This is a genomic window from Curtobacterium sp. VKM Ac-1376, from assembly GCF_015351025.1.
In the GTDB taxonomy this organism is placed as follows: domain Bacteria; phylum Actinomycetota; class Actinomycetes; order Actinomycetales; family Microbacteriaceae; genus Curtobacterium.
The window spans coordinates 85,495-107,792 of the sequence record NZ_JADKRV010000010.1 but is presented as its reverse complement, the minus strand read 5'-3'; the positions used below and the strand labels follow the sequence as shown (position 1 = coordinate 107,792).

The 22,298-nt window shown below is 69.3% G+C and carries 18 protein-coding genes; 9 read left to right on the top strand and 9 right to left on the bottom strand.

The annotated features are described in order from the left end of the window. The first annotated feature begins 9 nt into the window (after positions 1-9). Positions 10-651 carry a nucleoside/nucleotide kinase family protein gene (locus ITJ56_RS12740; protein WP_194630980.1) on the top strand — a complete coding sequence of 214 codons (642 nt, stop codon included), beginning with the start codon at positions 10-12 and terminating at the stop codon, positions 649-651. A 52-nt stretch (positions 652-703) separates the two neighbouring features. Beyond that, positions 704-1,537, top strand: a complete 834-nt coding sequence (locus tag ITJ56_RS12735; RefSeq protein WP_194630979.1) for an NmrA family NAD(P)-binding protein — start codon at positions 704-706, stop codon at positions 1,535-1,537. Between the two features lie 30 nt (positions 1,538-1,567). Here the strand turns inward: ITJ56_RS12735 and ITJ56_RS12730 are convergent, their stop codons facing one another. The 4 genes from ITJ56_RS12730 to ITJ56_RS12715 form a co-directional block, all read right to left on the bottom strand. Beyond that, positions 1,568-2,854: a CynX/NimT family MFS transporter gene (locus ITJ56_RS12730; protein WP_194630978.1), complete on the bottom strand. Its 1,287-nt coding sequence runs from the start codon at positions 2,852-2,854 to the stop codon at positions 1,568-1,570. Continuing rightward, on the bottom strand, positions 2,851-3,507 hold the full coding sequence (locus ITJ56_RS12725; protein WP_194630977.1) for an HAD hydrolase-like protein: 657 nt from the start codon (positions 3,505-3,507) through the stop codon (positions 2,851-2,853). Before ITJ56_RS12725 ends, ITJ56_RS12730 begins: the two co-directional genes overlap by 4 nt. A 185-nt stretch (positions 3,508-3,692) precedes the next feature. Next, entirely contained in the window at positions 3,693-4,388 is a 696-nt protein-coding gene (gene nucS / locus ITJ56_RS12720) for an endonuclease NucS (protein ID WP_194630976.1), read from the bottom strand. Positions 4,389-4,397: 9 nt separating this feature from the next. Then, positions 4,398-5,720 (bottom strand): MFS transporter, encoded by a 1,323-nt coding sequence (locus ITJ56_RS12715; protein WP_228517753.1) that lies wholly within the window; start codon positions 5,718-5,720, stop codon positions 4,398-4,400. Positions 5,721-5,835: 115 nt separating this feature from the next. On the opposite strand from ITJ56_RS12715, the gene ITJ56_RS12710 reads away from it, so the two are divergent. After that, positions 5,836-6,978, top strand: coding sequence for a substrate-binding domain-containing protein (locus ITJ56_RS12710; protein WP_194630975.1), 1,143 nt, complete (start codon positions 5,836-5,838; stop codon positions 6,976-6,978). Between the two features lie 362 nt (positions 6,979-7,340). Next, a complete protein-coding gene (locus ITJ56_RS12705) occupies positions 7,341-9,794 on the top strand; it encodes an SIR2 family protein (protein WP_194630974.1) in 2,454 nt (817 codons plus the stop codon). 154 nt (positions 9,795-9,948) lie between these two features. Here ITJ56_RS12705 and pepE read toward each other — a convergent pair whose 3' ends face one another. Continuing rightward, positions 9,949-10,710 carry a dipeptidase PepE gene (gene pepE / locus ITJ56_RS12700; RefSeq protein ID WP_194630973.1) on the bottom strand — a complete coding sequence of 254 codons (762 nt, stop codon included), beginning with the start codon at positions 10,708-10,710 and terminating at the stop codon, positions 9,949-9,951. After that, positions 10,707-11,543 (bottom strand): IclR family transcriptional regulator, encoded by an 837-nt coding sequence (locus ITJ56_RS12695; protein WP_194630972.1) that lies wholly within the window; start codon positions 11,541-11,543, stop codon positions 10,707-10,709. The genes pepE and ITJ56_RS12695 overlap by 4 nt, the downstream gene beginning before the upstream one ends. 99 nt (positions 11,544-11,642) lie before the next feature. On the opposite strand from ITJ56_RS12695, the gene ITJ56_RS12690 reads away from it, so the two are divergent. From ITJ56_RS12690 to ITJ56_RS12680, 3 genes are all read left to right on the top strand, one after another. Continuing rightward, positions 11,643-13,277 (top strand): OPT/YSL family transporter, encoded by a 1,635-nt coding sequence (locus ITJ56_RS12690; RefSeq protein WP_194630971.1) that lies wholly within the window; start codon positions 11,643-11,645, stop codon positions 13,275-13,277. After that, the gene (locus ITJ56_RS12685) at positions 13,274-13,993 is read left to right on the top strand and encodes an AroM family protein (protein WP_194630970.1); all 720 of its coding nucleotides are present in this window, start codon (positions 13,274-13,276) and stop codon (positions 13,991-13,993) included. The genes ITJ56_RS12690 and ITJ56_RS12685 overlap by 4 nt, the downstream gene beginning before the upstream one ends. Positions 13,994-14,137: 144 nt before the next feature. Further along, a complete protein-coding gene (locus ITJ56_RS12680; RefSeq protein ID WP_194630969.1) occupies positions 14,138-15,088 on the top strand; it encodes a DUF1177 domain-containing protein in 951 nt (316 codons plus the stop codon). 110 nt (positions 15,089-15,198) lie between these two features. Here ITJ56_RS12680 and ITJ56_RS12675 read toward each other — a convergent pair whose 3' ends face one another. The 3 genes from ITJ56_RS12675 to ITJ56_RS12665 all read right to left on the bottom strand — a co-directional run bounded on the left by ITJ56_RS12675 (position 15,199) and on the right by ITJ56_RS12665 (position 19,302). Beyond that, on the bottom strand, positions 15,199-16,386 hold the full coding sequence (locus ITJ56_RS12675) for a lipopolysaccharide biosynthesis protein (RefSeq protein ID WP_194630968.1): 1,188 nt from the start codon (positions 16,384-16,386) through the stop codon (positions 15,199-15,201). Between the two features lie 86 nt (positions 16,387-16,472). Continuing rightward, positions 16,473-17,783 carry an MATE family efflux transporter gene (locus ITJ56_RS12670; RefSeq protein ID WP_194631011.1) on the bottom strand — a complete coding sequence of 437 codons (1,311 nt, stop codon included), beginning with the start codon at positions 17,781-17,783 and terminating at the stop codon, positions 16,473-16,475. 181 nt (positions 17,784-17,964) lie between these two features. Continuing rightward, positions 17,965-19,302, bottom strand: a complete 1,338-nt coding sequence (locus tag ITJ56_RS12665; protein ID WP_194630967.1) for a uracil-xanthine permease family protein — start codon at positions 19,300-19,302, stop codon at positions 17,965-17,967. Positions 19,303-19,383: 81 nt separating this feature from the next. Here ITJ56_RS12665 and ITJ56_RS12660 point away from each other — a divergent pair, with 81 nt between their 5' ends. Together ITJ56_RS12660 and ITJ56_RS12655 are read left to right on the top strand one after the other, a co-directional pair. Next, positions 19,384-21,348 (top strand): M13 family metallopeptidase, encoded by a 1,965-nt coding sequence (locus ITJ56_RS12660; RefSeq protein WP_194630966.1) that lies wholly within the window; start codon positions 19,384-19,386, stop codon positions 21,346-21,348. Further along, the gene (locus ITJ56_RS12655; RefSeq protein WP_194630965.1) at positions 21,348-22,286 is read left to right on the top strand and encodes a serine hydrolase; all 939 of its coding nucleotides are present in this window, start codon (positions 21,348-21,350) and stop codon (positions 22,284-22,286) included. The genes ITJ56_RS12660 and ITJ56_RS12655 overlap by 1 nt, the downstream gene beginning before the upstream one ends. Positions 22,287-22,298: the final 12 nt, after the last annotated feature.

Sequence of the window (22,298 nt, the reverse complement as noted above, 5' to 3'; positions counted from 1 at the left end):
GATGAGGCCGTGAGCGACTGCGGCATGACCGTCGACCAGGCCGTCGAGCGTGCGCTCGAGCTGGCCGGTTCCGGCACGCGCACCGTGCTCGGGATCGCCGGGGCGCCAGGTGCCGGCAAGTCCACGCTCGCCCGTCGCGTCGTGACCGCCGTCGACCGCCGGCTCGGCGTGGGCACGGCGGTGCAGGTCCCGATGGACGGCTTCCACCTGTCGAACGCAGCACTCGACGCCCTCGGCCGGCACGACCGCAAGGGTGCGGCCGACACCTTCGACGCGGACGGCTACGTCGCGCTGGTCCGCCGCCTGGTCGCAGCGGACGAGGACGTCGTCTGGGCACCGGACTTCGACCGCCGCGTCGACGAGCCCGTCGCGGGGAGCATCGCCGTCCCCCGCGCAGCACGGCTCGTGGTGTCCGAGGGCAACTACCTGCTCGACGACACGGCACCGTGGTCGGCGCTCGCCGGGCTGTTCACGGAGACCTGGTTCTGCGCCGTCGACGACGGGGTGCGTCTCGACCGCCTGGTCGGGCGGCACATGCGCCACGGCCGCGACCACGACGCCGCCCGCGCCTGGGCGGTGGAGGTCGACGGCGTGAACGCGGCGAGGGTCGCGCGCACGGTGATGCGGGCCTCCAGGACGGTGTGGACGTGAGTCCCGACCACCGCGACACGACCACGAACCGACACCGACACGAGGAGCGACGATGACCATCGCCATCACCGGAGCGACCGGCAACATCGGAGGCGCCGTGGCACGGGCGCTCGCCGCGGACGGCGTGCCGTTCCGGATGCTCGTGCGCGACGCCTCGCGTGCGCCGGAGCTGCCCGGCACCGAGGTCGCGGTCGCGACGTTCGCCGACGTCGAGGCGAGCCGGGCGGCGCTCGAGAGCGTGGACGTGCTCCTCATGGTCTCCGCGGCCGAGGCCGAGGACCGCCTCGACCAGCACCGCGCGTTCGTCGGCGCGGCCGCGGCGGCTGGTGTGCAGCACGTGGTCTACACGTCGTTCCTCGGCGCGGCTCCCGACGCGACCTTCACGCTGGGACGCGACCACTGGGCGACGGAACAGGCGATCCGCGGCACCGGGATGGCCTCCACGTTCCTCCGGGACAGCTTCTACCTGGACTTCGTCGAGGACCTGGTCGGCGAGGACGGCGCGATCCGCGGCCCGGCGGGTGACGGCGCGATGGCGGCGGTCGCACGCGCCGACGTGGCACGGGTCGCGACCGCCGTGCTGCGCGACCCCGAGGCGCACCGTGACCGCACGTACGAGCTGACCGGACCCGAGGCGATCACCCTCGCCGAGGCAGCGGCCGTGGTGTCCGAGGTGCGCCGGCGCACGGTCACGTACCACCCCGAGACCCTGGACGAGGCGTACGCATCACGCGCGCAGTGGAACCCGGAGCCGTGGCAGGCCGATGCCTGGGTGAGCACCTACACGGCGATCGCCGAGGGGGCGTTGCAGCACGTGTCGAGTGACGTCGAACGGATCACCGGGCGCACGCCGATGTCCCTGCGCGAGGTGCTCGCCGCGCGGTGACGCGGCATCGAGTGTGCAGACGACGACGGGTCAGGACACGCGCCGTGCGGCGAACGTCCCGACGATGCCGAGCGTCAGCACCGCGACCAGCACGACGAGCAGCGGGGCCGTCCAGGTGCCCGTCGCACCGTGCAACGCCCCGGCGACGAGCGGACCGGCCGACCCGAGCAGGTACCCGCCGCCCTGCACGAACGCGGACATCCGGCGGGCATCGGCGTCGCTCGACACGATCCGCACGATCACGATGAAGATCACGGTGATGCCACCGCCCTGGGCCGCACCACCGAGCACCGACCAGAGCAACCAGAGCTGCGGCGCGACCAGCAGCCCGAGCGGCATCGCCAGCCACAGCGTGCCCACCAGCGCGATGATCGCGGCCGGACGCCACCGGGTCGCGAGCAGCGGGACGCCGAGCGCACCGACCACCGCGAGGATCTGGAACACCGACGAGCTCGCGCCCGACGACGCCTTCGAGAACCCGATCTCGTCGTGCAGCAGCGTCGGGATCCAGGCGGTGAGCGCGTAGTACGAGAACGCCTGCCCGCCGAACGCGAGCGTCAGCCCCCACGTGATGAGCCGCCGTGCCGGTCGGATGGGTTCGGCGGCGGCGACCCGCGCGGCCTCGGCGGCGCGCTCCGCACGGACGGTGCGGATCGCCCCGGTGTCGAGCACCTGGTCGATCGGACCGGTGACGGGCAGCGGCTCGTCCTGCTCGGACGGCAGCGGGCGGCGCCAGGCGGCACGAGCCCCGACCGCGTACGTCCAGGCCGCAGCGGCGATGAGCGCGAAGACCGCCCAGATCGCGATGGCGACCGGCCAGCCCCAGAGCGCGGCCAGGGGAGCGGTGCCGAGCGAGGTGATCATCGACCCGACGTTGAGCGCCGACGTGTAGACGCCGGTGACCAGGCCGACCCGCTCCGGCGAGGTGTCGCGCCGGATCACGACCGGGATCACCACGTTGCCGATCGTGATGCCGATGCCGATCACCGCGGTGCCGATCAGCAGCGCTGCCGACGAGGGCATCGAGCGCACGACGGTGCCGGCGAGGACGATGACGAGCGACAGCGACACCGCGCGCTCGGGGTCGGCCTTCGCGATCACCCAGCTCGCGAACGGCGTCGCGAGGGCGAAGCACAGGACGGGGATCGTCGTCAGGAGCCCGGCGATCGTCGCGGTCAGGCCGAGGTCGGCACGGACGTCGCCGATGACCGGGGCCGTCGCGACGATCGGGCCGCGGAAGTTCAGCGCGATGAGGACGATGGCGGCGGGCAGCACCCACGCGGCGGCGCGCAGTCCCTTCGTGGTGGCGCTGGTCACGGCAGCAGGATCGGCAGCAGGTCGAGCGGGGTCGCTGCGCGGGCGATGGTGCCCTCGGCCTCGTCGGGGGAGCCGTAGCCCCACTCGGCGAAGACGACCGGGACCCCGTGGACGGTCGCGCCCTCGACGTCGTGCTTCCGGTCGCCGATCAGCACCGGGCGGCTGGTGTCGAAGCCGTGGGCCTCGAGTCGGCGCAGTGCCTCTTCGACGACGTCGGCCTTGCTCGACCGGACCTCGTCGTCGCTGGCGCCGGTGATGATGTCGATGTCCCCGGTGAGGCCGTAGTGCTCGAGGATGTAGGTCGCCGGGGTCTCCGGCTTGCTCGTCGCCGTCGAGATCGGCAACCCGGCCTGGTGCACGGTGCGCAGCACGACGTCGATGTCCGGGAACATCTCGGAGTCGAGCGCCCCGTGCGAGAAGTAGTGCTCGCGGTAGACGGCGAGGGTGCGGTCGGCGAGCTCGTCGTCCATGCCCATCGCGACCCGGAACGTGTCCATGATCGGCGGGCCCACGAACGACATCAGGGTGTCGTGGTCGGGCACCGGGACGCCGACGGTGCGGAAGGTGTGCGTCAGGCTCTCGAGGATGCCCGGCGCGGAGTCGCTGATGGTGCCGTCGAGGTCGAACAGGATGGCGGAGAACGGGCTGGTCATGTCCTGCCCACCCTATCCGGGACGCGGGGGCGACCATCCGGGATCCGTCGGCGGTGGGGCGGGCGGGTGCCGCGCCTCCAGACCGGTCCGTCCGTCCGGAACCAGGTTCCGGACACAGAACCGTGGAGAAGCGCGGTGCGGTGTCCGGAACCTGGTTCCGCCGGCGTGGCGGTGACGTCGTCCGCTCAGAACAGGCGGGTGTGCCCGCCCTCGATGCCGCGCATGGCGTCGTAGTCGAGCACGAGGACGCGGATGCCGCGGTCCTCGGCGAGGGTGCGCGCCTGCGGTGCCACCGTCTGCGCCGCCAGCACGCCCTGCACCGGACGCAGGTGCGGGTCGCGGTTCATGAGCTCGAGGTACCGGGTGAGCTGCTCGACCGCGTCGATGTTGGCGTTGCGCTTCATCTCGACCGCGACGCTTGCCCCGGCGTCGTCACGGGCCAGGATGTCGACGGGCCCGATCGCGGTCATGTACTCGCGGCGGACCAGGGTGTGGCCGTCGCCGAGGAGTTCGATCTGCTCGGCCAGCAGCTGCTGCAGGTGCGCCTCGACCCCGTCCTTCACCAGGCCCGGGTCGACGCCGAGGTCGTGGGTCTCGTCCGCGACGACCTCGTACAGGGACACGATGATCTTGTCCTGCGTCTTCTTCTGCGTGACCGTCCACAACTGCGTGATGCCGGCGCTCGACTGCTCGTCGTCCGGCTCGGTGATCTCGATCGAGCAGGGCGGGCTCATCCAGTTCAGCGGCTTGTAGCTGCCGCCGTCGGAGTGCACGAGCAGCGAGCCGTCCGCCTTGAGCATGAGCAGGCGGGTCGCGAGCGGCAGGTGGGCTGAGAGCCGGCCCGCGTAGTCGACGGAGCACCGGGCGATGACGAGACGCACCCCGGAAGCCTAACCGGCGTCGGGTCGCTGCCCGGACGGCGCGCTCGTCGCGTTGACGGTGCTGTCGGCCTGGAGGCGCGGCTCGCCTCCGCCGTGTCCGTCGCCGCCCTTGCGGGTCGGGCGGGCGGCGGCGCCGGTCTCACGGGCGGCACCCGATGCCAGGCCGGCCGCGATGATGAACACGAAGACGATCAGCAGCGCCCCGAGCAGTCCGATGTGCTCGCCGAGGAACCCGATCAGGGGCGGTCCGGCCAGGAACGCCACGTACCCGATGGTCGCAACGGCGCTGACCTTGGCGGCCGCGGTGCGGGGGTCGTCGGCCGCGGCGGACATGCCCATCGGGAAGCCGAGGCTCGCGCCGAGGCCCCAGAGCACGACGCCGACGATCGCGAGCGGCACGTTGTCGATGAAGATGAGCATGCCGAGGCCGACGACCGCGACGGCGGCACTGACGCGAAGCACCGGCACGCGACCGAATCTGTCGATCAGCGGGCTGCCGGCGACACGGCCCACGGTCATCGCGGCGAGGAACACGGTGAGCACTCCGGCGCCCGCGGCGTTGTCGAGCCCGTGCCCGTCGATCATCGCGAGGGGCAGCCAGTCGTTCGCAGAGCCCTCGGCCAGGGCCATGCCGAGCACGATCACGCCGATCAGGAGCGTCGAGGGCTGCGCCCAGACCTGCCAGCGGGTGAGTGGTGCCGCGATCGGGCTGGTGTCGGTGGAGACCGGGTCCTCGAAGCGGTGCTCGTCCTGGAACTTCGCGACGGCGATGAGCATGGCGGCGCTCGTGATGACGACCAGGACGATGAAGTGCCAGGAGACCGGGATCTCGAACCGCTCGGCCAGGGCACCGAGGCCCGCGCCCGCAAGCGTGCCGAGGCTGAACGCGGCATGGAACAGCGGCATGATCGTGCGCCCGCCGGCCTTCTCGGCGGCGGCGCCGGAGACGTTCATCGACACGTCGCACAGACCGTTGCCGAACCCGAAGGCGATGAGCGCGATCCAGATGGTCGCGAAGCCCCACTCGAGGGTGACCGCGACGCCGACGAAGATCATGCCGAGCGCCAGGCAGGCCGCAGCCACCTGCGCGCCCCGACGGGCACCGAGCTTGGCGACGATGTGCCCCGCGAAGGTCAGGCCACCGATCGAGCCGACGGCCATGCCGAGCACGAGGATCCCCATCTCGAAGGTGCTCGCCCCGAGCGAGTCGCGGACGCTCGGGATCCGGCCCAGCCAGGTCGCGATGTCGAGCCCGGACAGGGTGAACACCACGAACACCGCGATGATCCAGGCCTTGGTGGTCGGGACGGTGCGGGTGGACGGCGTCGTCATGGTGGTTCCCATCGTGCTGCGGTGCGCCTGGTGGTGCGCGTTCTGGTGCCTGGTGATGCTTGTGTTGCGATGGTCGAATCGATTCGACTGCTCGTTCCGGTTACGCTAACGGGCGATGGACGAGGCGGCAACAGCACCCGGCGCGTCGCGGACGAAGCCCTCCCGCGACGGCGCGCTACGTCCGTCGCGCCCGACGCTGGCCGCGGTCGCCCGTGCTGCCGGGGTCGCGCCGTCGACGGCATCGCTCGCGTTCAGTGGTCTCGGCCCGGTGTCCGAGGACGCCAAGGCCCGCGTGCTCGCCGCCGCCGCCGACCTCGGTTACGGCGGCCCCGATCCCCGCGCTCGTTCCCTGCGCCGCGGTCGCTCCGGCGTCATCGGTGTCGTGATGGACGAGCGCCTGAGCGACGCCTTTCGCGATCCGGTCAACGTCCTGACGCTCGACGGCATCGCCGAGGTCGCGGGTGCCGCGGGTGTGTCCCTACTTCTGGTGCGGAGTCCGCTCGACGACGAGCAGAGCGCCGGCCCGTTGGTCGATGCCCCGATGGACGCCGTCGTGCTCGTCGGGTGCAACGTCCGGATCGACCCCGCCGTCGCCGTGTTGCGCCGTCGGCAGATCCCCGTCGTCGCGATCGAGGCGGACGAGATCGAGGGCGCCGTCCCCGTCCAGCTCGACAACCGGGACGCTTCACGCCGTGCCGCTGCGTACCTGCAGGAGCTCGGCCACCAGGACGTGACCGTGGTGACCCTGCCCCTCGATGCCGCACGTCGCCGTGGCCCCATCGACGCAGCCCGGCAGGCGGAGGGCATCGCCTTCACCACACTCGAACGACTGCGTGGTGTGCGGGGGGTCTACCCGGACGCCGTCGCGATCGAGACCGCCGGCAGCTCGGTGGAAGAGGGGCGTCTTGCCGGCACCGACCTCTTCGCCCCTGATGGCCCCCGCCCCACCGCCGTCATCGCCCAGAGTGACCTGATCGCCGTCGGTGTGATCTCGGCCGCACTCGACGCCGGACTCCGTGTCCCCGAGGACGTCAGCGTCGTCGGGTTCGACGGGATCACGGTGGACGACAGCCTGCTCCACCGCACCCCGATCCGGCACCTGACCACCCTGGTGCAGCCCTTCGTGCAGAAGGGCCAGGCCGCGGCCCGCGCCGCCCTGGCCATGCTCGAGGGGGCGGAGCCGCAGCCCGCATCGTTCACCTCGGAGTTGCGGGTGGGGGACACGACGGGGCCGCCGCCGGACACTCGCACCCACTGACACATCGGCTCGGTGAGGGTGCGGCGTGGGGTCTAGACCTGCGCGCACTCCTGTGGTTGAACGTCCTAGCTCAACCTCAGAACAACACGTTTTGCGCGGGGGAACCGCTGTGGCGTTGGGGCATACCCCAACGCGGCAGAGCCGACCAAGCTCCTGGGACGTTGCGGGGCGATTCCGTCGCGCATAGAGGGGCGAGGGATGCAGTGCTACTGCAGCGCTCTTGACTTCGGCGTCCTACTCGCCAAACGACGGCCGAGTATGAGCGAGTCTCGAAATCGTAGTCGGGGCGGGTAAAGTTTCCCCGGCTGCCAACGTCGGTAGCCGCCATCGCGGGGTCCCGAGCCCTGATCATTGAGGTAACTATGGATGTTCATGAGCTGGCGCAGACCCTGACGCCCACTCGCACCGCCCTGCTCTTCGGAGCAGGTGCGTCCATTCCTTCCGGAGCACCGAGTGGTGCCGTCCTTGCCCGGCGGCTTGGACGGCTCATCCATCTCGATCCAGATGAAGCCGAGCTGGCAGAGGTGGCTCAACTCGTAGAGAATCGCAAGGGTCGGCCCGCGCTGGTGGCCGAGGTTCGCTCGGCGCTCAAAGGATTGCACCCAACTTCGGGTCTGCTTGCACTCCCAAACTTCGACTGGTTGTCCATCTACACCACCAATTTCGACACCTTGGTGGAACAGGCGTACCTACAATTCGGACGGTCCATCGACGTTTATCGCTCTAACTTTGATATAGGGAAACCAAGGACGCAGGAAGTTACCTCCCTTTACAAGATTCACGGCTGCGTCACGCAGGATTCGGCAGACGGGCATAGAAGCCGAATGCTGATTACCGAGAGTGATTACGACGATTTTGAGCGATATCGACAGACACTCTTCAATTCCCTGCAAGGGGACATGTTCACAGGGGACACTGTCATCATTGGTCAGTCACTTGCGGACCGGCACCTGAAAGAGCTCGCTAAGCAAGTTGTCGCTCTTCGCGCCGAGGGCGTCAACACGCGCGTTTTCTTACTGGTGCACCAATACGACGCTGACCGTGCTGAGTTGTATACCCGCATCGGCTTGGAAGTAGTCCACGCGGACCTGGACACTTTTCTCTTGGCTCTCATCGGTGCCGGAAAGACTCGAGAGACGAGAGCGTACTCCACGTCCAGCGGTAGTTCACTGCTATCAGCTTCCCTAGTAGTGACCACTATTGATGTCACTCATGCAACAGCGCTGGAGACGAACGTTACCAAGCTATTCAACGGATCGCCGGCATCTTATGCCGATATCAAACAGGGCCTGACAATATCGCGGGTGGCGCAGCACCGAATGCGAGACGCATTCAAGGGTGCGCGGGGGTATTTCCATGTCGTTGAAGGCGCGCGGGGAGTTGGTAAAACTTCTCTCGCCCGCGCGTTCATGCTGGAGTTGTCGCAACGTGGCGTACCCACTTGGGAGCACCGTCCCGACGTTCCACTCGATGTAGCTTCATGGTTGGACGCCGAAAAGCGGCTCCGTGAAGCAGGTCAAGATGGCGTGCTTCTGATCGACGACTGCTATCGCCATTTGAGGGAGGTCAACAAGCTCGTTGATGCACTCGCAGGGCTCGACCGCCCGAGCTTGCGAGTGGTCGTCACTGTGGACGCCGCCCGATGGAAAGTATCGCGAAAATCGCCGGGATTTTTCTCCCGTGGTAGCAATGTTCGCCTTTCTGTCCTCGAGCGCAGCGACCTCGATGAACTTGTCGCGTTGCTCGATCGCCGTCCGGAGATCAAGCAACTTGTTGAGCAGAGCTTCCTTCACCTCAGTCGAGGCGCGCGCCTCTCGCGCTTGAAGAATAAGTGCAGTTCAGAGATGTTCGTTTGCCTAAAGAATATCTTCGCCAACGATAACCTCGACGATCTTCTCTTGCAAGAGTATTTCACGCTCAGTCAAGATGCACGCGAGGTATACCGATACGTGGCCGCGGTGCAAGCACTTGGCGGCCACGTGCATAGGCAGCTTATTCTGCGCCTTTTAGGCCTAGACGCAACATCACTCGACGCGGTCCTGGCGCAACTTGAAGGCGTAGTCTTTGAGCATGTCATCGATGGCGGAAGAGGCATATTCGGGTGGGAGACAAGACATGACGTCATCGCTACCGTGATCGCGCGTGTTAAGTTTGCTGATCAAGACGAGATTCGTAATCTATTTTTTGACCTGATCAACGGCTTGAACCCAAGTGTAGACATCGAGATGGAAACGGCGGTCGCGCTTGCTACCGAAGGCCTGGGCATAGCTCGTTTGACGAGTTTTGGAGATCAGATCGCGGCGTACAGGCGTCTTATCGATGTCATCCCTGCCCATAGGACACCCCGACGGCGACTCGCAAAGCTGTTCCTGTCTCGAGACATGCTGCCCGAAGCGAGCAACGAGATTGCGGTAGCCGAGCGCGTGAATGGTACCGATGCGGTCCTGCAAAGGTATAAGGCACAGGTGGCGCTTCGTAAGTCGGAGGTTATAACGCTTGTCGAAGACTCGGATAGGCATGCAATCCTGCTAGACGCCTTGAATACGATCAATTCGTGTATTGCGAGGTACGGGTCGGATCTGTACAGTTATAAGACCCTGGGGGAGATTGGGCTGTCTCTGGCTGAGCGGTACAACGATTTCAGTGCGGTGGATGATGCAATCCAGTTGCTCACGCAATATGAGCGCGAAAACGGTGACCCGCAGATCCAGGCGGTGCAGCGCCGCCTCGCAAGCCGTGTGCGTCAGCTCACAACAGGTGAGGCGTCGCTCGATGGTGTAACTGAGGATCTGGGAGATGATCTCGGAATTGACTGAAAGGGCAGGTGCGACGACGTCCCTGTCTGCAGGGCTGCCGTCCTCGCCAATCGTGCTGACATAAGAGACCGCTATCGGCGTCGCACGTGGCGGGGTCTGCCGGGCTCAAACCTCACGTCGGGCTGTCCGCCTCGCGTGATGGTGTGGCCGTGGGCTAGATGGCCGTGTCGTATCGCGGGATGAGGTGGAGTAGTTCGGAGACGTCGCCGGCGACTTCGCGTATGGGGTGTCCGCGTTGCAGGAGCACGGCTGGGCCTGCTGCGCTGTGCAAGGTCGGGTGCCCGCCGATGGTTGCGGAGTTCTGCCCGTCGCTCTCTGGTTTGAGTTGGAGCCAGGTGCCTTCTCGCAGGCCGAGGACGGCGGCGTCGTTCTGTTCGAGGAACTCGGCGAGTCGTTGCTCGCGGGTCTCACCAGCGTGGGTCGAGGTCGGGTCAGCGTCGAGGTAGTGCGGGTTGATCTGGAAAGGCACAAGGCCGAGCGTCGTGAATGACGTGGGTTCAGCGATCGGCATGTCGTTCGTGGTGCGCATTGTCGGAGCCGCGACGACTGTGCCAGCACTTGCTCCGCCGTAGCGGAGTCCGCCGTTGACCGCTGCTGTGCGGATGGCGTCGATGAGGCCGTGACGGTGCAGCGCGGCGGTCAGTCGAAAGGTGTTTCCGCCGCCGACGTAGAGGGCATCTGCATCCCTCACGGCCGCGGCGGGGTCATCGATGGTGTGGAGTCCGCGAACGCTGATGCCGATCGATCGGAACGCCGGTGCGACCCGCTCCACGTACTGGTCGTGATTGGCGAGGGCCCACGGCGCGAACAGGACCTCTGCGACGCCGTCGTAGTGGTCGGCGAGGACGTCCAGGGCGTGCCCGAGGTACGCGCCGCCGTGGTTGGTCGAGTTGGAGAAGAGGAGGGCCTGGGTCATCGGGGTCCGTTCGTCGATGTGGTGCCCCGGCCACGCCGCCAGTCCCGTCGGGGAGCGGCGGGCGGCCGGTTCGAGAGGAGGTCGCTCAGCGCGTCGGCCGTGGTGCGGAGGGTGGGGAGCGCGTCGATCAAGAGGTCGTCGTGCTCGGTCGTCTTGTCCTCGAGCAGTGACAGCGAGCCGACGGGCCGACGACCGGCGAAGACCGGCACGGCGATCGCGCGTGATGTGGCGTCGAACTCGCCCTCGGAGGCGGCGTACCCGCCCAGCACCGTGCCGTCGAAGAGCTGACGGAGTGCGTCCTCGTCGACTTCGGTCAGCTCCGAGTACCTTGCCGAGGGGCGTCCGTGCAGCAGGGCTGAGCGTTCGGTCGGCACCAGGAACGCGAAGTACGCGCGCGAGGTGGCCCCGGCGTGGGCGGGGAAGACGTCGCCGATGTACGGGTGCGCCCGCCGGGGGCCGTCGACACCGTCCACTGCGGTGATGCAGCGAACGTAGGCGCCGTCGGGCGTGCAGAACAGCGCCGTCCGGTCGGTCTCGCGGGCGAGGTCCGCGAGGAACGGCTCGCTCAGGGCTGCGAGTCCACCACCGCGTTCCCACATCGCCGCGGTCTTCCAGATGGCCGGGCCGAGGCGGTAGCGCCGGGTGTGCGGATCGGCGTGCAGGAACCCGCGGGCGGCGAGAGCGGCGAGCAGGCGCTGTGCTGTCGAGCGGGTCAGTCCGAACTCCTCGGCGAGCTCCAGCACGCCCCACTCCTTGCGGTACTCGTCGAAGGACAGCAAGACCTCGAGCGCTCGATCGACGGTCTGCAGCGGTGTCGGAGAGGGAGTCGGCACACCGGCAGCCTAGGGAGGATTCGCCCGAAATGTGACTGTAACTCCCAGATAGTGGGATTTGCTTCCGCTCTCCTCGATCGAGACGGCACAGTACCTGCCATGGCCCAGCAGACCGTCACACCTCCGACCGCAGCGCGGTCGGAGCGCCACCCGAGCGCCCTGCAACCGCTGATGCTCGTCATCACGATCCTGGTGAGCATCCTCGGTGCGTTGATCGGCATCCACATGATCACGACCCTCGGCGTCTCGCCGAACACCAGCGTCATCGGTGCCGTGATCGCGATGCTCATCGGACGTATCGGGTTCTTCGGGCTCCGGAAGATGCGCGACGTGAACCGGCAGAACCTCGCCCAGAGCGCGATCTCCGGATCCACCTTCGCCGCGGCGAACTCGCTCATCACGCCCATCGCCGTGCCGTTCGCGTTCGGCCGCGCCGACCTGGTCTGGCCGATGCTGCTGGGCGCGTCGCTCGGACTCGTCATCGACGCGTTGGTCCTGTACAAGGCGTTCGGCTCGAAGTTCTTGCCGGCCGACGCCGCGTGGCCTCCCGGGGTCGCAGCCGCCGAGACGATCAAGGCGGGCGACCGCGGCGGCAAGCAGGCGCTCTGGCTCGTCGGGGGTACCGCGGTCGGTATCGGGGCGTCCTTCCTCGGACTGCCGATGTCCGCCGCCGGCATCGCGATGATCGGGAACGTCTGGGCGCTGATGATGTTCGGCGTCGGCCTGCTCGTGAACCAGTACGCCCCGGTGCTGCTGGACGTGAACCTCGCCGAGCTGTACATCCCGCACGGCGTGATGATCGGGGCGGGCGTCGTCGCCCTCGTGCAGGTCGGCATGATCCTTGCTGGACGGGTCAGCAAGCGCGAGCGAGCAGAGGCCGAGGCAGCGCGCGATGTCGTCGCCGCCGACCCCTCGCTGGCTCCGACGGTCCAGCCCCGGCAGCTCCGACGCGTGCTCGGTTCGGGCTACGTCGCGTACGTCATCGGTGCGCTGGTCCTCGCCACGCTGGGCGGCGTCTGGGCAGACATGCCCGTCGCTGCGGTGATCGCATGGGTGCTGTTCGCCGGGGTCGCCGCGCTGGTCCACGAGCTCATCGTCGGCCTGGCTGCCATGCACGCAGGGTGGTTCCCGGCGTTCGCCGTGACGCTCATCTTCTTGGTCGTCGGGCTCCTCCTGCAGATCCCCGCCGTCCCGCTCGCGCTGGTCGTCGGCTACTGCGCCGCCACCGGCCCCGCGTTCGCCGACATGGGCTACGACTTCAAGGCCGGGTGGATCCTCCGTCGCGACCGTCGTCCGTACACCGCCTACGAGATGGACGGCCGCCGCCAGCAAATGATCGCGAGCATGATCGGATTCGCCGTCTCGATCGGCATGGTGGCGTTGCTCTGGCGAGGGCTCTTCGCCGACGGAGCCATCCCGCCGACCGCCATCGTCTACGCCGACACCATCCGCGCCGGTCTCGGTGACGGCCACGCGATCGGCAACCTGCTCCTCTGGGCGATCCCCGGCGCCGTCGTGCAGATCCTCGGCGGTCCGAAGCGCCAGATGGGCGTCCTGCTGGCCACCGGCCTCCTCATCAGCACCGCCAACGCTGGCTGGATGGTCCTCGGCGCCCTGGTGCTCCGTGGCATCTGGAAGAAGGCCCGTGGTGAGAAGGGCGAGCGTGAGGTTTCCCTGACGGGCGCCGGGCTCATCGCCGGCGACTCCGTCTTCTCCCTCGGGAAGATCCTGTGACCCGCCTCGGCGTCGTCACCATCGGCCAGGCCCCCCGCATCGACCTCACCCCCGAGCTGTCGCGCTGGCTCCCCGGCGTGGAACTCGTCGAACGCGGTGTCCTCGACGCCATGAGCGCCGAAGCACTCGCCACGATGGGGCCAGCCGACGACGACCACGTACTCACGACGAGACTGGCGGACGGTGGATCCATCGAGATCGGCGAACGACAGGTCCAGGAGCGGCTGCCCGGCGTCCTCGCAGCGCTCGAGGCCGAGGTCGACGCCGTGTTCCTCGCGTGCACCGGTCCGTTCGATGCGCTCCCGCACACGAAACCGTTGTTCGTTCCGGATGCGCTCATCGCCCTCGGGACGGCAGCGCTCGCGACCGCGGTCGGTGGTGCCGGCAGTGCGCGGGTCGGCGTGGTCTGTCCACTCCCGGCGCAGCAGGACTTCACCGTCGCGAAGTTCGCCCGGCGCCTTGCCGGGCAGCATGTCCTGACCGCGCCGAGCTCTCCGTACACCGGGACGGACGCGACCCTGGCAGATGCGGCGCGCTGCCTGCTGGAAGGCGGGGCGGAGCTCATCGCGCTCGACTGCATCGGCTACACCGAGCACATGCGGCGGGTGGTCGCAGCTGCCACGGGCCTCCCGGTCGTCCTGGCGCGTTCGGTCGCCGCCCGCCTGGCGGCGGAGGTCCTCGACGGATTGCGGACCGCCACGGCGATCGCCCGGTGATCGGGACGGTCAGCCTGGTCCGACCGGCTCACGACCGACATCGACGTCCGGTCATCGACGCGGTCTTGGCCGCCGGTACGGCCGCCCGCGGCGCCAACAGCTGAACGAACGACCATCATCCCCACGAACCACGCAAGGAGCACCATGTCCTGGACCCACACCCTCGCCGCCTACGACCTGCTCGACGACCCGAACACGTCCGGAGCCGCGGTCGCCGCATTCCTCGCTGGGTACACCGCTGACGGCGGCCCGACCGCCGAGGTCGAGACCGTGACCGGTGAGAAGGGCGCCACCGACTTCGTCCGCATCACGATCCCGGGCCGGCGCGGCAAGACCGCCGGTGGCGACGCCCCGACACTCGGGCTGCTCGGACGCTTGGGCGGACTCGGTGCCCGACCCGAACAGATCGGATTCGTCTCGGATGGCGACGGCGCCCTCACCGTGATCGCCGCGGCCGCGAAGCTGCTCGACATGGCCCGGCGTGGTGACGTGCTGGACGGGGACGTCATCATCGCCACGCACGTCGACCCGGACGCTCCGACGCAGCCCCACGACCCGGTGCCGTTCATGGACTCGGCCGTCGACATGGCCGTCGCGAACGACCTCGAGGTCCGGCCCGAGATGGACGCAATCCTCTCCGTCGACACCACCAAGGGAAACCGCGTCCTCAATCACCGCGGCTTCGCGATCACTCCCACGGTCAAAGACGGTTGGATCCTCCGCGTGTCCGAAACACTGCTCGACGTGGTCGCCCGGACCACCGGTGTGGCGCCGGCTGTCCTGCCGATCACAACCCAGGACATCACCCCCTACGGCAACGGGGTGTTCCACGTGAACTCGATCATGCAGCCAGCGACCGCCACCGACGCCCCCGTGGTCGGTGTCGCGATCACGACCGAGACTGCCGTCGCCGGATCGGCCACCGGAGCCACCGACCTTCGCGTCGTCGAGAGTGCCGTGCGATTCGTCATCGAAGCCGCCAAGGACCACGGCCGCGGCATTGTCTCGTTCCACGACGAGGCCGAGTTCGTCAGCCTCCTCAGCCAGTACGGTTCCATGTCACAGCTTCGAACCGCATCGTCTCAATCCGCTTAGAACGGCCAGCTGCCGCGAGGGAGCACCGGCTCCGCGTACGGGAGCGGCGTCGGGTCGGGCGTTCCTGCGGCGAGCAGCCAGCCGGGTGCGGCAACGCTGCTCGCGGGCGGTCAGCCCCGCCGCACTCCGAGCCCGACCACCGCAACCAGGTTCACCGCACTCCCCACCAGGAACCCCGTCGTCCCACCCGCAACACCTGCGGTCGGCCCAAGCGCAGCCATGAGCCCAGCGCCGACGACGAACCCCGCGACCGAAGCCAGGGCGACCTGCCGTGAGCGTCCAGCGGCGAGCAGCAATGCCGCCGGCACGAGCCCGACGGTGAACACCCACACCGCGACCATCAGGTACCGCAGGTCGGCGACGGCAGCGGCACCCTCGGAGGGGTAGACGATCGGCAGGAACCACCCGGCGAGCAGTGCGACCAGGCCGAGCACGACGGCGGAAGCAGCAGCGAACCCGACGACGAGCAGCAGCGCCCCACGCGAGCGCAACGAGCCACCATCGGTCCGGTGCGCGAACGCCGGCACGAGCACCTGCCCCAACGCCTGCCCGAGCATCGACGCCGGCGTCGCCAGGGTGAACGCGGCGGCGTAGACACCGGCGTCGTGCGCCGACGACGTCACCTGCGCCGAGATCATCGTCAACTGCAGCAACCCGTTCGAGGTCACCACGGCCAGCACGTTCCACGCCGCGAATCCGAGCACCCCGGCGGCGGGTTCGCGAGAAGCAGGTGCGAAGCCGTTGCCCCGCGGCCAGCACGCGATGGCGAACACCGTGTACCCGGTGGCCAGGGGAAGCAGCACGAACGGCTCGAGCCGCGCGACGCACGCCACCACGAGCAACCCGAGCGCCAGCACGCTCGTCACCGAGTCCCACAGTGCGACGCGCGGCGCCCGGTCGTAGCCGAGCTGCGCGCCGCGGGCGTAGCAGTAGAGGCCGTAGCCGACGACGACCGCAGCGCCGCCGAGCACCATGCCGGGGCCGTTGCCCCAGGCCAGCGCGACCGGCACGGTGACCGCCGCGAGCACCACGCTCGACACCAGCATCGAGACCCCGAGCAGCCGGTTCACTGCGGCATCGGAGTGCCGACGCCGCAGCGCGATCGCCAGGAACCGCGACGCGGTGTTGCCCGCGGCGTTCGGCCAGAGCAGGGCGACGAACACCGAGAGCGACAGCAGGGCGGTGGTCTGTCCGAGGGTCTCGGTGCCGAACACCCGCCCGACGACGACGGTCACGAGCAGCTTCGTGACACCCTGCACCCCGATGCCGACTGTGGCGAGCACGGCCGACGAAGCCACCGACGACGACGGTGCCGCAGGAGAATCAGGTCCAGCAGACGAAGCAGGCCCAGCCGACGAAGGTTCAGCAGAAGAACCAGGCCCGCTCACCGCGCCAACGCCTGTTCCACCCATCCGCGCCGGTGCGCCCGCACCCCGAGCGTCACCGCCCGGACCCCGATGTATCCGAGGGCGAACGCCGCCCACAACCCCGCGAGCGTCCCACCGGCCCACCACAGCAACGGCAGGTACACGACGAGGTTCACGCCTCCGGCGATGGCCAGGTACCGCGCATCCCCGGCACCGATTAACACCCCGTCGAGCACGAAGACGTACCCGGCGACGGGCATCCCGACGGCGATGAGCACCAGCACGACGGGCAGGGCGTCCCGCACCGCCCGCGAGTCCGAGAACACCGGCCCGAGCACTCCGCTCACCGCCAGGGTCAGCACCCCGAGCAGCACACCACCGGCGATCCCGAGCAGCACGAGCCGCCGCGTGACCAACCGCACCCGCGAGGGATCGCGCGCCCCGAGCCCGTGTCCGACGAGCGCCTGCCCGGCGATCGCCAGGGCGTCGAGCGCGAACGCCAGCGTCGAGAAGACGGTCAGCCCGACCTGGGTCGTCGCCAGCCCGGTGGTCCCCAGCCCGGCAGCGGCCCCGACGGTCGCGAGCATCGCGATCCGCAGCGACGCGGTCCGCAGGAACAGCCAGGCTCCCGACCGCAGGGCCCGTGCGACGCCGGAGGCGCCGGGTCGCAGCGGCGCCCCCGACGACCGGGCTGCCCGCACCGCGATGCGGACGTAGACGACGGCCATCGCCCACTGCACGATGACGGTGCCGGCGGCGGATCCCTCGACGCCCCAGCCGGCGCCGTAGATCAGGACGGCGTTGAGCAGCCCGTTCGCGACGAACCCGACGGTCGCGACGACGAGCGGGGTCTTCGTGTCCTGCAGTCCGCGCAGCAGCCCGGTCGAGGCCGTCACGAGCAGGATGCCGGGCAGCCCGATCAGCGAGATGGTCAGGTACGTGGTCGCCGCCGCGGACACCTCGGTCGACGCGCCGAACAGGTCGACGAGCGGCCCGGCGAGCGGCCACCCGAACAGGGCCAGCACCACCCCCAGCACGAGCGCGAGCCACATCCCGTCGATGCCCGCGTGCACGGCTCCGCGACGATCGCCACCGCCGAGCGCCCGCGCCACGGCCGGCGTCGTCGAGTACGCCAGGAACACCAGCAGCCCGGTCACCGTCGACAGCACGGCACTCGCCAATCCCACGGCCGCCAGCGGCGTCGCCCCCAGGTGCCCGACGAGCGCGGTGTCGGTCAGCAGGAACAGCGGCTCGACCACGAGCGCGCCGAGCGCCGGCACCGCCAGCCGCACGATGTCGCGGTCGACCGCGCGCCGCTCAGCGGTCACAGCGGGTCGCGTCGGTCGGTGCACCGACCCATTCTGTCGGCGATGCCGACCAGTCGTGGTCACCAGACGGGTGCGCGCGACGCCAGGACGGACGGGAGGCCCGTGGCGACGCCGCCACGGGCCTCCCGTCCGGTGTTCCCACGTCGTCAGGCGCGGGGCGCCGTCCGGCCGACCACCCGCGTCAGTCGGCGCGCGGCCGTGCGGGGGCGGCGCCGGTGGCGGAGTGGGCGGGGTCGGCGACCTCGGTCGAGGGTTCGTCGGTGCCGCGCGCCCGGCCGATCAGGTCCATCAGGTGGTAGACGACGATGGCGGCGATCGTGCCGACGATGATGCCGCCGAAGCTCGCCTGGCCGAAGCGGAACGTGAAGTCCGCGATGCCGATGATCAGGGCGATGCCGGCCGTCAACTGGTTCTTCGGCTTCGAGAAGTCGACGCGGTTCTCGACCCAGATCCGGATGCCGATGACCCCGATCAGGCCGTAGAGCGCGGTGGTGGCGCCGCCGAGCACGCCGGCCGGCACCGAGGAGATGACGACACCGATCTTCGGCGACAGGCCGAGCAGGACGGCCGCGATGGCGGCGACCCAGTAGGCGGCGGTGGAGAAGACGCGGGTGGCGGCCATCACGCCGATGTTCTCGCCGTAGGTGGTGGTGGCGGAGCCGCCGCCGACGCCCGCCAGGACGGTCGAGATGCTGTCGGCGAAGAGCGCGCGCCCGGTGAGGGGCGTGAGGTCGCGGCCGGTGAGCTGCCCGACGCCCTTCACGTGACCGACGTTCTCGGCGACGAGCGCCAGCACGACCGGCACGAACGCCAGGTAGATGGCGAGCTGCGACGGGTCGAACGCGGGGGCGGTGAACTCCGGCAGACCGATCCACGGGGCGGCGTCGACCTTCGAGAAGTCGACCTGGCCGCCGATGAGCGCGGCGACGTAGCCGACCAGCACGCCGATGACGATCGACAGGCGGCCGATCAGGCCCTTGAACAGGACGGTGACCAGGATGATCGCCGCCAGGGTGATGAGCGCGATGACCGGGGCCGCCGTGAAGTTGTCGCGGGCCGCCGGAGCGAGGTTGAAGCCGATCAGGGCGACGATCGCACCGGACACCACGGGTGGCATCAGCCGGTCGATCCAGCCGGCACCGGCCAGGTGCACGACGAGCCCGACGATCGCGAGCAGCGCGCCGACGACGATGATGCCGGACAGGGCGAGCGGGATGCCGCCGATCTTGGTGGCGGCACCGATCGGGGCGATGAACGCGAAGGACGAGCCGAGGTAGCTCGGCAGGCGGTTGCCCGTGATGAGCAGGAACAGGATCGTGCCGATGCCGCTGAACAGCAGCGTCGTCGACGGCGGGAACCCGGTGAGCAGCGGCACCAGGAACGTGGCACCGAACATCGCGACCACGTGCTGCACGCCGAGGCCGATCGTCCGGGGCCAGGTCAGGCGTTCGTCCGGTGTCACGATCGTCGTCGCGGAGACGGTCTTGCCGTCGCCGTGTAGCTTCCACGGAAGTCCCATGCGATGACCGTACCGGCCGCCGTCCACAGGTGACGACCCGGATCGACCGGCCCCATGGGGACGGTGGCTATCGTGGACCGCATGACCGACGTCGCACGTGCCTCCGGCATCCACACTGACGAACTCGACCCCGCGGTGCGCCCCCAGGACGACCTGTACCGCCACGTGAACGGGACCTGGATCGCGGCGACGCCGATCCCCGACGACAAGGCCCGGTACGGCTCCTTCACGGTGCTGGCCGAGGCTGCCGAGATCGCCGTGCGCGACATCATCGAGCGCTCGCAGCAGGCCGCCCCCGGCACCGAGGAGCGCAAGGTCGGTGACCTCTTCACCTCGTTCACCGACGAAGCGCGGCTCGAGGAGCTCGGCACCGCCCCGATCGAGCACCTGCTCGCCGAGATCACCGCGATCGAGTCCACGCGAGAGGTCATCGCCGCCGTCGGTCGCTTCGAGCGCCTGGGCCTGCCGAGCTTCCTGCAGCTCTTCGTCGACAACGACCCGGGCGACCCCGAGTCCTACGTGGTGTTCCTCGAGCAGTCCGGCCTGGGGCTGCCCGACGAGTCGTACTACCGCGAAGAGCGCTTCGCCGACATCCGCGAGAAGTACCGCGAGTTCGTCGCGGCGATGTTCCCGCTCGCCGGCCTGGACGACGGCGGTGCCCGCACCGAGCACGTCATCGCGCTCGAGACGGCGCTGGCATCGAAGCACTGGGACAACGTCACCACGCGTGACAGCCAGAAGACCTACAACAAGCTGCCGTGGGCCGAGGTCGCGGCGCTCGCGAAGGGCGTCGACCTGCAGATCTGGTGGCAGGCCATCGAAGCCCCCGCCGGCGCCTTCGAGACCGTCGTGGTCCGCGAGCCCTCGTTCATCACCGGCCTGGCCGACCTGCTGAACGACCAGCCGCTCGAGGTCTGGAAGGACTGGCTGCGCTGGCAGGTCATCCGTGGCTCCGCCGCGTACCTGACGAGCGCGTTCTCGGCCACGAACTTCTCGTTCTACGGCACCGCACTGACGGGTGCGCCCAAGCAGCGCGAGCGTTGGAAGCGTGGTGTCTCCCTGGTCGAGGGCGCGATGGGCGAGGCCGTCGGCCGCATCTACGTGCAGGAGCACTTCGACGAGACCTCGAAGGCCAAGATGGACGACCTCGTCGCCAACCTGGTCGAGGCGTACCGGCACAGCATCACGGCGCTCGACTGGATGACCGACGAGACCCGTGCCCGCGCGCTCGACAAGCTCGACAAGTTCACGCCGAAGATCGGCTACCCGGTGAAGTGGCGCGACTACTCGGCGCTGCCCGTGCGCGCCGACGACCTGCTCGCCAACGTCCGCGCCGTCGCCTCGTTCCAGGTCGACCGCGAGCTCGGCAAGATCGGCAAGCCGATCGACCGGGACGAGTGGTTCATGACCCCGCAGACGATCAACGCGTACTACAACCCGGGCTTCAACGAGATCGTGTTCCCGGCCGCCATCCTGCAGTTCCCGTTCTTCGAGGCCGGCCGCGACGCCGCGGCGAACTACGGTGCGATCGGTGCGGTCATCGGCCACGAGATCGGCCACGGCTTCGACGACCAGGGCTCGCAGTACGACGGCGACGGCAAGCTCGAGAACTGGTGGACCGAAGCCGACCGCACGGCGTTCGAGCAGCGCACGAAGGCCCTCATCGCCCAGTACGACGCCCTGGTGCCGTCCGAGGTGCCCGACGGCCACGTCAACGGTGCCCTGACGATCGGTGAGAACATCGGCGACCTCGGTGGCCTGTCGATCGCGTGGAAGGCGTACCTGCTGTCCCTCGACGGCCAGGAGCCCCCGGTCATCGACGGGCTCACCGGCGCCGAGCGGTTCTTCCTGAGCTGGGCCCAGGCCTGGCGCATGGCGATCCGTCCGGAAGAGGCCGCCCGCCTGCTGAGCATCGACCCGCACTCGCCGACCGAGTTCCGGTGCAACCAGGTCGTGCGGAACATCGACGTCTACTACGACACCTTCGGCGTGACCGAGCAGGACGCGATGTACCTGGACCCCGCCGAGCGCGTCGCCATCTGGTGATGTCGGAGCCGGACGCGGCTCGGTCGTCGCGCCGCCGGCGACCGGACGACCGTGCAGCAGGTCGCGGCCGGGGTCGCGGGCGGCACAGCGGGCGGCCCGACGACCGCTTCACGGCCACGACCGAGGCCCTCGGCGCGCTCGCGCTCGAGGGCGCCGGGGTCAGCGCCTCGGTGATCGACACCTCCAGCGGCAAGGCCCTGCTCGCGATCGACGACACCCTGGTGCAGCCGGTCGCGAGCCTGGGCCGCGTCCTGCTGCTCATCGAGGTCGCCGCCCAGCTCGAGGACGGCCGCCTGCACGGTGATCGGCTGCAGCGCATGGCCCGTGACACCGCGACCGGCGCCGGGCTGTGGCAGTTCCTGCAGGAGCCGACCATGCAGGTGCCGGATCTGGCGACCCTGGTCGGGGCCACGGCCGACGCCTGGGCCATGAACGCCCTGCTGTCGACCGTCGGCATCGACGCCGTCCGTGAGCGCGCCGAGTCCCTCGGCATCGAGCGCACGGCGCTGATCGACCGCGTCCGTGACCGCCGTGGGCCGGACGACGCCCCCGACGCCTCCGTGGCACCCACCGGCGAGCTGTCGTGGGTGATGCGCGGGCTGGCGCTCGGCGAGGTCGTCGACGAAGCGGTGTCGAACCGGGTGCTCGGCTGGTTGTCCCTTGCCAGTGACCTCACCCTGGTCGCCGGGGCCTTCGGGCTCGACCCGCTGGCGCACCGGGCGCTGGACCACGGGTTGCAGGCCGTCGCGGTGACGGGTTCGAGCACGGGGGTGCGGGCCGAGGCGGGGATCCTGCGGGGGCCCGGGTCGTCGGTCAGCTACGCCGTGACCATCACGTTCGACGACGCCTCGCTGCAGCGACGCCTGGCCGTGGTCGAGGCGCTGCGGACCATGGGCACCGAGGTGCTCGAGGCCGTACACGCCCCCGCTCGTCGCTGACCGTGCCGCCGC

Excerpts from the sequence above, each read along its gene's own strand:
- ITJ56_RS12735 (WP_194630979.1), top strand. The coding sequence starts at position 704 with ATGACCATCGCCATCACCGGAGCGACCGGCAACATCGGAGGCGCCGTG.
- ITJ56_RS12725 (WP_194630977.1), bottom strand. The coding sequence starts at position 3,507 with ATGACCAGCCCGTTCTCCGCCATCCTGTTCGACCTCGACGGCACCATC.
- ITJ56_RS12715 (WP_228517753.1), bottom strand. The coding sequence starts at position 5,720 with ATGACGACGCCGTCCACCCGCACCGTCCCGACCACCAAGGCCTGGATC.
- ITJ56_RS12710 (WP_194630975.1), top strand. The coding sequence starts at position 5,836 with ATGGACGAGGCGGCAACAGCACCCGGCGCGTCGCGGACGAAGCCCTCC.
- ITJ56_RS12705 (WP_194630974.1), top strand. The coding sequence starts at position 7,341 with ATGGATGTTCATGAGCTGGCGCAGACCCTGACGCCCACTCGCACCGCC.
- pepE (WP_194630973.1), bottom strand. The coding sequence starts at position 10,710 with ATGACCCAGGCCCTCCTCTTCTCCAACTCGACCAACCACGGCGGCGCG.
- ITJ56_RS12690 (WP_194630971.1), top strand. The coding sequence starts at position 11,643 with ATGGCCCAGCAGACCGTCACACCTCCGACCGCAGCGCGGTCGGAGCGC.
- ITJ56_RS12680 (WP_194630969.1), top strand. The coding sequence starts at position 14,138 with ATGTCCTGGACCCACACCCTCGCCGCCTACGACCTGCTCGACGACCCG.
- ITJ56_RS12665 (WP_194630967.1), bottom strand. The coding sequence starts at position 19,302 with ATGGGACTTCCGTGGAAGCTACACGGCGACGGCAAGACCGTCTCCGCG.
- ITJ56_RS12660 (WP_194630966.1), top strand. The coding sequence starts at position 19,384 with ATGACCGACGTCGCACGTGCCTCCGGCATCCACACTGACGAACTCGAC.
- ITJ56_RS12655 (WP_194630965.1), top strand. The coding sequence starts at position 21,348 with ATGTCGGAGCCGGACGCGGCTCGGTCGTCGCGCCGCCGGCGACCGGAC.